This is a genomic window from Bacillus horti, from assembly GCF_030813115.1.
GTDB classification, from domain to species: domain Bacteria; phylum Bacillota; class Bacilli; order Caldalkalibacillales; family JCM-10596; genus Bacillus_CH; species Bacillus_CH horti.
Window position 1 is genome coordinate 97,316 of record NZ_JAUSTY010000007.1, and the last position, 12,624, is coordinate 109,939.

The window sequence follows — 12,624 nt, forward strand, 5'->3', positions numbered from 1 at the left end:
TAAACAGTAAAACATCTTTTTACGCCAAGTGAAATATTAAAAAGGGAATTTTAAAGTAGCATATTGGATGGTGTAGGAAATTTCTGGTATAATAAAGTAGTATTTTGAACTTGAGAGGAGTGTCATTTATTGTGTGGTTATTCATCATTGTCCTCTTCGTCTTAGGTTTAATTGGCGCCATCTATCCTAAGGCATCCTGGTTCATATCCAATTGGTGGAGATTTCAAGGCGAGGCAGAGCCAAGTCAAGTTTCATTATTTGTGCATCGTATTACTGGACTTGTTTTTCTGGTTGTAAGTATCTCTATGTTTTTTCAACGTTAACATGTCCATAATTAGGTGGCTTCTGCCACGACAAGGACAAATGTGCTTACAAGCGAGATAAAGAATATTGCCACCAGCATCTATACAGCCTGCATGAGGTATGAAAAAAGTTTCGATTTGAAAAAGGGTCGACTAGTTATAGCACTTTAAGAACCTTATCTGAATAAGATGCAATCATGGTGATCTGAAATATCTAAGGCTTAGTTCAGCAGGCTTAACAAACAACAAAACGGGTACAGTCATAAATGTGCCTTTTTCTAGCGAAAGCTTTAAGGTGACATGTACTGAATACTTGTGTACGTAAATAAGTAAATATGGCATGCCGTGAGGGTTATATCATTTACTATATTGAATAACTAGTTGCCTAATTCATTTCGCTAAGTGATGTATAGCATAGAACTATATCTAGAAGCTTGGTATATTGGATGTGTACTAGTTCACATAAATAGATGACTATGTACATGGAAAATCTCTCGTGGTATAGTGGAAAAGTAACTGGATCAGATTTGGTACATTTATGATTTGATTCATTTACGTTCCAGCTAGAAGTTAATCCTTGTAGCTGAGCAGTACCTTACTCAAGAATAGAAAGGTGGATCGAGGTTACACTAGCTTTGTAAAAAGCAAAAAGCGCCAGGACTAAAGGTGGACGGAAAAACCTTTAGTTGACGAGGTGAAGGTGTTCGGATTTTCGGCGGGGACCTTCCTGTAGATACCGCTACAGTAAAGTCATGGGACAAATCATAGGGGTGACCCTTTAGACAATACCATGGCACGGATTATACGGAATGATAGGGGACGTGATCCCCTGTATTACAAAATAGTTAGGAAAGCTATGGTTTTTTAGTATGCTTTTTTAGCTATAGCATTGTAGCAGCGTGTTTTGCGTCCCCTTCTAATAATAGGAGGAACGTAAATTATGTGTGGAATTGTTGGATATATTGGAGAGAAACAAGCAAAGGATGTTGTCCTTACAGGATTAAAACGATTAGAGTATCGTGGATACGATTCAGCGGGGATCTGTGTCGTGCCTGAAGGAGAGCAGGTTACTATATATAAAGAAAAAGGAAAAATCGTAGAGCTAGAAAAACTAATTGGGGACGCAAAAGTAGAGGGGACAGTAGGTATCGGACATACACGCTGGGCCACTCACGGAGCACCAACACAAATTAATGCTCACCCTCATCGTAGTTATTCTGGACGTTTTACCCTTGTTCATAATGGAATTATTGAGAACTATAAAGAGCTTATGGAGACGTATGTCCCTCAAATCGAGCGTTTAAGCGAAACAGATACAGAAATTATCGTTCATTTAGTGGATCACTTCAGCCAGGATGGTCAAAGCACAGAGGAAGCGTTCCGTCATGTGTTGAACCTGCTTGAAGGCTCTTTCGCTATTGCCTTAGTGGATTCAGAGGATCCTAGTCGTTTGTATGCTGCCAAAAATAAAAGCCCTCTATTAGCCGGTATCGGTGAAGGGGAAAACATGGTGGCTAGTGACGCTACAGCTATGATTCATGTTACGAATCAGTTTAAAGAGCTGAAGGATTATGAGTATGTCGTGTTTGATCGTGATGTGCTTGTCATCAAAGACTATGAAGGCAAAGAGCTAACTCGTGAAACATATACAGTAGATTGGGACGTAAGCTCTGTAGAGACAGGACAATATGAGCACTTCATGTTAAAAGAAATTGATGAACAGCCTACCGTTATCCGTAACATTATCGGTAAGTATCAGGATGATCAAGGGCAATTAAATATTGGTCAAGAGCTAGAAGGACTTACTGTACCTAAACGCATTTACATCGTGGCTTGTGGAACGAGCTACCATGCAGGACTAGTAGGGAAAAAGCTCCTTGAAAACATCGCTCGCATTCCAACTGAGGTGCACATCGCTTCTGAGTATCTGTATGCCAAAGATCCGTTGATTGAAAAAGATTCCCTATTTATCTTCTTTAGTCAATCTGGAGAAACAGCAGACTCTCGTGGAGTTCTAAATCAAATTAAGCAGCAAGGCTACCGTACGCTAACGATCACAAACGTACAAGGAAGCACACTATATCGTGAGGCAGATTACAAGCTCTTAACTCACGCTGGACCTGAAATCGCCGTAGCTTCTACAAAAGCATATACAGCTCAAATCGCTGTTGTAGCACTGTTCTCTATCTACCTTTCTGAACAGCAAGGTCTAGAAGGAACAATTGATATGTTCCAAGAGCTTCGTACCATCTCTATTGCGATGGAGTCGCTGAAGGACATGAAGGAGCAGGCGAAGCAAATTGTTGATGATTATCTGACTGGTCACCAAACTACGTTCTTTATTGGACGTCAATCTGACTTCGACGTTTGCTTAGAGGGAGCTTTGAAGCTGAAGGAGATTTCCTATATTCAAGCTGAAGGCTATGCTGGTGGAGAGCTTAAGCACGGACCGATTGCTCTTATTGAAGATGGAACACCGGTCTTTGTTGTAATTACAGATGACAATGTTGCTAAGAATACACGAAGCAACGCCCAAGAGGTTAAAGCTCGTGGAGCTAATACATGTGTCATTTCTGCTAAAGGCAGTGAAGAAGAAGGAGACGCTTGGGTACTGCCTAAAGTGAATCCATTATTGACACCACTTGTGTCTGTTATCCCGCTACAGTTAATTTCTTATTACGCAGCCCTTCAACGTGGCTGTGATGTTGATAAGCCTCGTAACTTGGCTAAGTCTGTTACGGTGGAGTAACCCTTTCATTCCGGAGTTGGGTAGTTGGTAATAAAAAAGTTTAAAAGTTAATAATGTCGTTTAAATAATAAAAGTTTGTTCGCACTGTTAGACAACTAACCAATAGCCTTAGAGCTACACCTTAGGTTTTTCATTAGAAACCTTGGTGTAGCTCTTTGTCTGTAAAGGAGACTTTATGACCAAAAGGAAACCAAAAGAGAACAAATTATTAATGAGATTTCAGAGAAATGGTAAATTTACTACAATAAGAAAATCTTACGAGGGTGCAGGAATAAAGTTAATAAATATTTCAAACTCAGAACTGAAAAAAATAAAAACTCAAGATCAATTAACTATACAAAAAATCCTTAATCTTAAATTGCAGAAACCTTATGAAATAAGTATTCTTTACAAAACATTACTACTCAAACTAAACATATGCCCTTTAAAAAGTATATATAGTATAATTAAGGTAATTATAAAATCCAAACATGGAGGTAATCATGTCTAATCCATTAACAGGCCCTCAAAATAAAGCTAGTCAAGAGATTGAAAAAAATGTGCAGATAATTGCATGTGCAGGTTCCGGAAAAACAACAACAATGGTTGAAAGAATAATAAATTTATTAAAAGAACCAGATATTAATCCCAAAAATGTTGTTGCGTTTACTTTTACTGATAAAGCGGCTAACGAATTAAAAGAAAGAGCTTACAAAGTTGTAAATGAAAAACTAGGTAATACTACTGGCTTAGCAGAAATTTATATAGGGACAATCCATGGATATTGCTTAAATCTCTTACAGGAATATAGTAGTGAATATACTAAATATGAAATAATAAATGAAATACAAACAAAACTATTTGTAGATAAGACTTATAATATAAATGGGTTTAAAGAAATCCAGTATACTGATAAGCAAAAGAATGTTTCAAGCTTAAAGCGATTTATTGATACTGCTTTGTACTTAGAAGTCGTGAATACTATAAGAGAAGCTGATATATTAGAAATTCCTCATGTTAGTATACCAGCTAATATTCTTAAAGCTGTTAAAATGTATGAACAAGCTTTAGATAACAATTTTTATTTTGATTACACATCTATATTGTTAAAAGCAATTGCTTTAATTCAAAATAATAATGAGGTTAAAGAAAAAGTAAAGAACGAATTGAACCACTTAATAATTGATGAGTATCAAGATGTTAATCCCATACAAGAAAAATTGATTAATACTATCTATTCTCTTAAAACAAACATTTGTGTAGTAGGAGATGATGATCAAATTTTGTATCATTGGAGGGGTAGTAAATCTGAAAATATAGTAAATTTCAGTAACAGATATGAGAATGTTGAAAAAATAGAGTTGCTAGAAAATTTTAGGAGCAGTAAAGGAATTGTAAATACAGCAGCACTATTAATAAATCATAACCAAGATAGACTAGCAAAAACAATGATTAGTGCGAATAATCAAAATTATGATAAATTTGATGTATTGGGAAATAGCTTTAACTCAGAGAAGGATGAAATAGACTTCATAGTTAGAAAAATCAAACAACTTATAGGTGTGAAATTCAATGACAATCCTAAAGAACCAGGTAGAGGTCTTTCTTACAGTGATATTGCAATATTAGTGTATTCCGTAAAAAAAATTCCTAAATACCTTATTGAGCAATTATCTAAAGAAAATATTAAATTTGTAGTTGAAGGAATGAAGAATTTATTTGAGGCATCTGAAATCCAAGCAAGTGTTAATATATTTTACTTTTTAGCAGATCAGTATAGTTTAAATGATTTATTAAATGATTGGAGTAATCAAACATTTTCAGTTGACAAAACCTCCCTAGATAAGGCAGTTCAAGAATTAATCAGTTTAAAAGTTAAAATGGAAAGTAGTGCATGGGAAGATTTCATATTACAAGATATCTATAAAAAATTCCTTGAACAAGTGGGGATATTTAATCTTGATGAGAATGAATATGATAGGACGTTGTATAATTTTGCTAAGTTTACCGAAGTTATTAATGATTATGAGACAATTCATATGAGAAATTCACCAATAAACAAAGTGATTGGATTTTGTAGTTTTCTTAAGTATGCTGCATCAGATTATTATCCAGAGGGATGGTTATCGCCATCATATCGAAGTACAAAAGGATTAAAGATTATGACCTTTTTCCAAGCTAAAGGTTTAGAGTTCCCGGTTGTCATAATGCCTTTTTTGACACAATCATTTATGTTTCCTCCAAAAAAAGGTGGAAAAAATAAGTGGGCTATTATAGGGAATATATTAAATAAGACTGAATATGAAAGTAATGATGAGGATTTGCGTAGACTTTTTTATGTGGGAGTTACAAGAAGTAAAAAGTTTCTTTTTATGTCACAATCTCCGCATCCAATAGGTGATGGTTCCAGATTTTACAGTAAGCCTGCTAAAGCTTTTATTGAAATTTTACATTCTAATTATGTTAATCAAGATCCAAATTTTGACCATTCTAAATTAGAGAACGCACCGGTAATTGATAAAATAAATAAAGACGTTATTAATTTAGATTTCTCTACTTTAAAGGACTATTTCGAATGTTCTTTAAGGTTTAAATACTCTTCTATATATGGGTTTATTCAACCGCTAAGTTATAGAATGGGATTTGGAAAATCAATGCATAATATGCTAGAGGATTTACATAAAAATTTTAGAGATAGCAAACAATCTGTTGATGAATTAGTTAATGTATTAATAGATAAGCATTTTCACATCCCATATGCTGCAAGAAAACTTAAGGATTCTATGGAACTTAGAGCACGGAGGGATATGACAAATTACATTCGATTAAATAGACATAAGTTTAATCAGATTATCTATGTAGAGAAACAAATAGAGATAAGCCTAACTGATGAAGTATTTGTAAATGGTAGGATTGATTTAGTAAGAAATACTGAGACAAATACAACAACAATTATTGATTTTAAATCTGATACTTCAACCCAATCTGATGAGCTCATTGTTGATCAATTAGCGATTTATGCATTAGGATATAAAAAATTAACTGGTTTGTCTCCTAATTATGTGGAGTCATATACTCTTGAGAACAACTATCCAAAACAAATTACAGTTAATGAGGCCCTGTTGGAGAATATTGAAAAAAAAATTATGGGTGTTAAGGAAAGTATTGAATTATATCAGTTCCAAAAAGTTAAAGACTATGGAAAGGACAACCCTATATGCAAAGGGTGTAACTTTAAAGATGCATGTCTTAAATAATATTGATATTCATTTGGCAAATACAGTATAATATATTTAATAGAAGAGTAAGCCGTACACAACATATCTTTGTGTGCGGCTTACTCCTGGACTCCGAGCTATAAGTATTAATTTTATGAAATAACTTTCTTTAGTTGCTAATCCTTGAATGTAGTATTAAAAAGCTAGTTTCTGAAAATAGAAACATGCAGAATTTTCAATAAAATCACTCAGTTCTCTCGTGAAGAAGAAATATTACTTTATAAGAACAGAATGAATATTTAGTAATTTATACATAATTAAAATAGAAGGGGTGGAATGACTATGAACAACCCTATTGTGAATTTATGGGATGTAGATTTGGATTATAAGGGTGAAAATGAGTATTCATCATTTTTTAGTACAGAAGGTAATTTTCATACTTATCCTGCTAAAGCAGTCCCTCAGATGGTTCAAACACTCCTAGGTTTGATACGTGAAACTTATGGTATAGAAACGGTGTTAGATCCGTTTGTTGGCAGTGGTACTGTTGCACTTGAATCAAAATATTTAGGTTTAAAATTCTATGGATCTGATTTAAATCCATTATCCATTCTCTTATCTAAAACTAAAGTCCTTACTGTAGAGGAAACTGAATACACCATTAACGAGATAAATCAGTTCCTTAAAGACAACTTAGAAATTAATAACATGGTGGATATCGTAAACTTTAAAAATATTAGTTATTGGTTCTTGCAGAAGCATATTCATGAACTATCATTTTTAAAAGGAAAGGTAAAGAAATTTATCAAAGATACACCATTTAAATATAGGGAACAGTTTACATTAATTTTATTAACGGCACTAAGTTCAACTATTAGACAAGTATCTCTAACTAGGAACAGTGAATTTAAATTATTTCGGATGTCTCCAAATAAAATAAAAGAGCATGGAAAACTTGATTCAATACAACTATTTAAAGAAAACGTAGAAGTTATTTTAGACTTATTAGAAAGAATTGATATTGAAGGAATTACAGATAACACACCAGAAATATACATAAATAATGCTAAAGACCTTAGTTATTTAAAGGATAAAAAAGTTGATCTAATATTAACCTCACCTCCATACGGTGATTCAAGGAGTACAGTGGCATATGGGCAGTTTTCTAGGCTCTCAATACAATGGCTTTCTGATTTAATGAAGGAATATTTAAATATAAGTTATATTGAAGATAATTGTGATGAACACTTATTAGGTGGAAAAAAATCAAAAGCTGTTATAAATAGAAGTGAAATTTTAGAAAGATCTCAAACATTACAGGCTCTTTATCACGAAATGGAGAGTAAGGTTAGAGAAGAAGAAAGTAATTATAGGCAAGCGTTAGAAAAGCTTGGGGAAGTAGAAAAAAGTTTAGTCGATATAGATCGAGAGAGATTTTTAGAATACTTAAATGATAATGAGCTGCTCGCAGGGATAATAGTGCAAAGAATAAGGTTAAGTATTTCTAAAAAATTGAGACATGAGGATGAAAAAAGTGACAAAGAGGTCAAAGGAATATCATTTTTGGCAACATATTTATTAACCATTGTATTATATAGAGGTGACAATCAGCAGTTTTTAGAAACTTTACCTTTTATCAGTGATATTATTCCGAGGGTTCGGGAAACAATTAATAGAAAAATTGCTTCTTTTAAGAAAAGATTGGAAGAAGTTATGCATTTTTTTGATGACTTGTATGAAGTAGTCTTACGGACAGATGAGGTATTAAAAGATAAAGGAATCCAAGCATGGATAGTGGGACATAGGACTGTAATGGGCGATATAAATATAAACTTTGAAAAGATTTTATCGGACTGGTTCGATGGCTTAGGTTACAAAAATATTACTTCGCTCAGTAGAGAGTATTCCTTTAAACGTCTACCGTTAAGTATAAACTCTACAATTCTTAGATATGAAGAAATTCAGACTATGTTACAAGAATATATATTAATAGTACAAAAAAATAAATAATTTCTTATTAGAGAGGTGAAAAATCTCTCTTTTTTTATTAGAATTAAAGTAAGTAAATTTTAGAAAAATTTTCATTAATGATTTTAGGAAGGGGATATAGATTATGGTAGAAATGGACATAAAAATACCATATCAAAAACAATTAGAAGTCATAAGTGAAGTTGCGAGCCCACTAGTCGTAATTACAGAGTTAATAAAAAATGCTTTTGATGAATGCGCAAAAGAAATAACAGTAGAAATAGATACTGTGAACAATGAAATTGAGATTATAGATACTGGTTATGGATTCTCAGAAGAATCAATTAAAATGCTTGCTGAACCAGGGCAATCTTATAAAAAGCGAAATAATAGGAACTTGAATGCCCACAATAAAGTGTTTGCTGGAAGTATGGGGATAGGTCTGTTCTCAATCTTTTCAATAGCAGATAGGTTTGAAATAATAACCAAAGGGGAAGATGGAGAATTTATTATCTTTGGAGATCCAGAAAAAATATCTTATGATAGGGTTTTTGATAGAATTGAAGAAGGAACAAAAGTTTCTTTAATAAATGTCGGAAAATCAGATATTAAGGTATTAATTGAAGATATTAAAATGGATAAATTAAAGCATATTTCTTTATGCAATTACAATAAAGAATACTACTTGTTTGAGCTAAATGTTAAAGTTGATGGCATAACCCAAGATTTAACATCCCCATTTGTGGAAGATTTATATAACTCGGATACATGTAACTTTAAATCTAAAATAGAATTTTCATATAATAAAATCAAAAGAGAATTGACTTATCAATATATAAGAAAAAATGAAACTATTATTAACTCTAAACCAGTTGTAATTAAGTTCGATAGAGATTTTGAAATAGGCGATTTACTGCTCAACCATTATAGTATTAAAAGAGTTGAACGGAAAGAGGATTTTATGTTTTTACCTCTTGAAGCAAATACAGTGAGTGATTTCGAAGGAGCTTTTTACATAAGAGAAGGTAATAAAGGATTTAAAGAAGTATCTAAATTTGGACCAGCTGTAAGAATGTATGTCAATGGATTTGGAATGTACAACTATTTAGAGCGTGAAAAGGATTGGCTTAAGCTTTCTTACTTAACGGCAAATGTGAAAAACAGTGGAATAAAACCTAACAATACAATTGGGTACATTGCATTTAATCATTTTATAGAACCGGATGAAGAATTGAAAATCTCTAAAGAGAGATCTCATTTTTATGATAAAACCCCGTACAGAACTTTCTATGAAATGGTCTATAACGTAGTAACTTTGTTAACCTTTAATATTGATGTTGCAGCAAGGAACAAAAACGATAGGGATAAATATTTTACTGAAGAATATTTGAAACACTATGATCAAAGTTTAAATAAAGGTACGACATTCGAAGGTTTATCAGAAAACGGAACTGCATCAGATCAAACCGATGCAAGTCAAACTGGATCAAACCAAACTGGACAAAATCAAACGGAATCAGAACAAACTGATGCAAACCAAACGGAATCAAACCAAACTGGACAAAATCAAACGGAATCAGAACAAACTGATGCAAACCAAACGGAATCAGAACAAACTGATACAAATCAAACGGGATCGAACCATTCTGATGCAAATCAAACAAATAGTAACCAAACAGGAGGGCCAACTCCTAGTGGGGATGCTCCCGGGACTTTTTTTGAATACATCTCGTGGGACGGTAAACTTAATCCAAACGACAATAATCACAAAGGTCTAATAATTGCATTGAATGAGTTACATAAGATGTCCATAAAGAAAATTAAAGAGGATAAACGTGAAGAAAAGCTTTACAGTGTTTTCCCTGTGAGTGCTGGGATGCTACTTCGAACAGCATATGAACAAGCATTAATACTTCACTTAAAAAGGGTTGGACAATGGAATGTTTTAACAAAACAAAACAACTTTCCAATGCTCAGTAACATAGAAACTCACATAAAGCAAAATATTAAATCGGTATTTACTGACAAAGACATGAGAAGAGCTTTTGGTAATATAATATCTATCAGATCTCGAGACTTTTTAAATTCTAATATTCATAATCCAGGGCTAATTCGTGCAACGTCTTCTACCCTAGAGGGAATAACTAATGGGGGTATGTACTCATTAATAAATCTAATTATAAATAATACTTAATTTAATAGCAGGTGTTTAACAACAATATATTAGTAAAATGATTGCATTGGTAGCTTCAAAATAGTAACAATTTTAGAGTCTCGTATATTTTATGATAGTAAGGAGGGAGATAAATATTAGTTATTCAGATTATCAATATATAAAAAAATTGGGTCAAGGAGGCAATGGCAGAGTACTTCTTATGAAAGACTCTAAAAAGAATAGTGTTGCAGTAAAAGTTTCAAAAATAGAAAATCCAGATGACCCATTTAGTAAATTAAGACTAGATAGATTTAAAACTGAAGCTGTAAAAATATTTGAATTGACTGAGAGTGGACAGGAAGGGATAATTCCAGTCTATCATTATGAACTACCTTGTGAAAAAAGTGGGAAATATTTTTTTGTAATGCCTAAAGCAGTACCTTTAACTAAGTTACAAAGTAATATGAATTTAAAGGAGAAAATAGAAGTCTTCAAGGAATTAGCTAAGACATTAGTTGATTTACATAACAAAAATATAACTCATAGAGATATTAAACCTGAGAACATCTTATCCTTAGAAAATAAATACTGTTTTGGAGACTTTGGGTTGATCGATTTCCCAGAAAAAGGTGATCTAACAAAGATAAAAGAATCAGTAGGAAATCGAAAAACAATGGCACCAGAAATGAGAAATGCGTTTTCTGTGGAGGATTCTCGCCCATCGGATGTGTATTCATTTGCTAAAACATTATGGATTATACTATGTGACGAGGAATTTGCGTTTGATGGTCAATTTAATTTCTATGAAAATAATAAGTTACAAAATAAATACGATAAGCAACATTTCGTTGAATTGCATCAACTATTAGCTGATTCGACAGCTGAAAATCCAGAAAAAAGGCCCACCATAGAAGAATTCTTAAATAGATTGCTTGAGTGGGAAAGTATTACCCAAGATAAACGAGCAGCAGATAAAAGTCTATGGAGATTTTTAGAACAAACCATTGTAAAACAGAAAAATCCAAGTACAGTCATTTGGAGAGATAAATTACAAGTAGTAGATATTCTTAAGAATCTATCTAAATTAAACTTTAATCATACATTCCTTTCTGAGGGGGGAGGAATGGACTTAATAGCCACAGACCTGTTTGAAGAAATAGAGGAAGATATGATAGTACTTAGCTTTGGTTTTAATATGAAGCATGTATTTAAGTTGAACAAATTAATATGGGAACTACCAAACAATGATCCCGAATTTAGCTACTTTCGTTTAGAATTCGATAGAGTAAATCCTATATATCCAAGTGCGGTTCAAGATTTAGAAAAATGGATGAAAAATCAAAAGATCGAAAATGTAAATAAAGTGTTTTCGGAGGATTTGATTGTAAATAGTAGTGGAGAATATGAGGCTTATAGCGAGGATGATGAAATAACATCGTGTAGTGTTACTAGATGGTTCAATGGCTCATTTTTAATAGTACCTAAAAATTCTATATATAATAGTATTCAAAACACATACGATGGACGACATTCTAAGTTCAAGGCAGAAGAATTTAGAGAATATATGGAAATCTTACAGTATATTTATAACCACGAGATATTAAAAAGTTATTTCTGGGATATAGCTAATAGGGATCCTTTCAAAGAAAATTTATTTGTGGAATTAAGGCAAACTATATCAATGACGGCTGAAGAGTTGGAAAATAAATTGGGAAAAGATACAAAAAATTAAACAACTTTATTGTTTATTAAATTGATGTGAAATTGTATATGGAATAATTTTTAAACAACTTCCAAACAACTTTTAAACATACTATCTGGCGGTTACCGTAATTCTTTAGGTGAGAAATTAAACAACTTTATTATTACTACACATAAGATGAACTTCAGATATTGTACCATGATTAATTTTAATGACTAATGGAAAAATGCCTATTGTTCTGTAAGTTAAGAAGTTATGCTAACGAATAGCATAGCTTCTTTATTTATGGTTCACAATAGAATTCAAAAGGTAGCATAATAGCCCTTTTTTTTATCAATTCAATCCTAAACAAAGGATCACTCTTTTGTCTCTTCATTCACTTATACAAAGATTCTTATTGATTAAATATGGTCTATTGATAGAGATTATAAGAGTTAATCAAAAAATATAAAGAATCATATTGAAAAAATAGAACACATGTTCTATTATAATGATAGGAATCCCGTGTAAAGGGGGGATCTTTAATAATAGTTAGCCAATTTAATACATAC

6 protein-coding genes are annotated in these 12,624 nt (G+C 32.5%); all 6 read left to right on the top strand.

The features are described from left to right. Nucleotides 1-131 precede the first annotated feature (131 nt). Entirely contained in the window at nucleotides 132-323 is a 192-nt protein-coding gene (locus J2S11_RS09920) for a DUF6199 family natural product biosynthesis protein (protein WP_307394109.1), read from the top strand. A 919-nt stretch (nucleotides 324-1,242) separates the two neighbouring features. Further along, complete coding sequence (gene glmS, locus J2S11_RS09925; protein ID WP_307394111.1) at nucleotides 1,243-3,051, top strand: glutamine--fructose-6-phosphate transaminase (isomerizing); 1,809 nt, start codon at nucleotides 1,243-1,245, stop codon at nucleotides 3,049-3,051. 482 nt (nucleotides 3,052-3,533) lie between these two features. Further along, on the top strand, nucleotides 3,534-6,287 hold the full coding sequence (locus J2S11_RS09930; RefSeq protein ID WP_307394113.1) for an ATP-dependent DNA helicase: 2,754 nt from the start codon (nucleotides 3,534-3,536) through the stop codon (nucleotides 6,285-6,287). Nucleotides 6,288-6,590: 303 nt separating this feature from the next. Continuing rightward, nucleotides 6,591-8,258: a DNA adenine methylase gene (locus J2S11_RS09935; RefSeq protein ID WP_307394114.1), complete on the top strand. Its 1,668-nt coding sequence runs from the start codon at nucleotides 6,591-6,593 to the stop codon at nucleotides 8,256-8,258. A gap of 103 nt (nucleotides 8,259-8,361) precedes the next feature. After that, on the top strand, nucleotides 8,362-10,410 hold the full coding sequence (locus J2S11_RS09940) for an ATP-binding protein (RefSeq protein ID WP_307394116.1): 2,049 nt from the start codon (nucleotides 8,362-8,364) through the stop codon (nucleotides 10,408-10,410). A 91-nt stretch (nucleotides 10,411-10,501) separates the two neighbouring features. Continuing rightward, complete coding sequence (locus tag J2S11_RS09945; protein WP_307394117.1) at nucleotides 10,502-12,103, top strand: protein kinase family protein; 1,602 nt, start codon at nucleotides 10,502-10,504, stop codon at nucleotides 12,101-12,103. Nucleotides 12,104-12,624 lie beyond the last annotated feature (521 nt).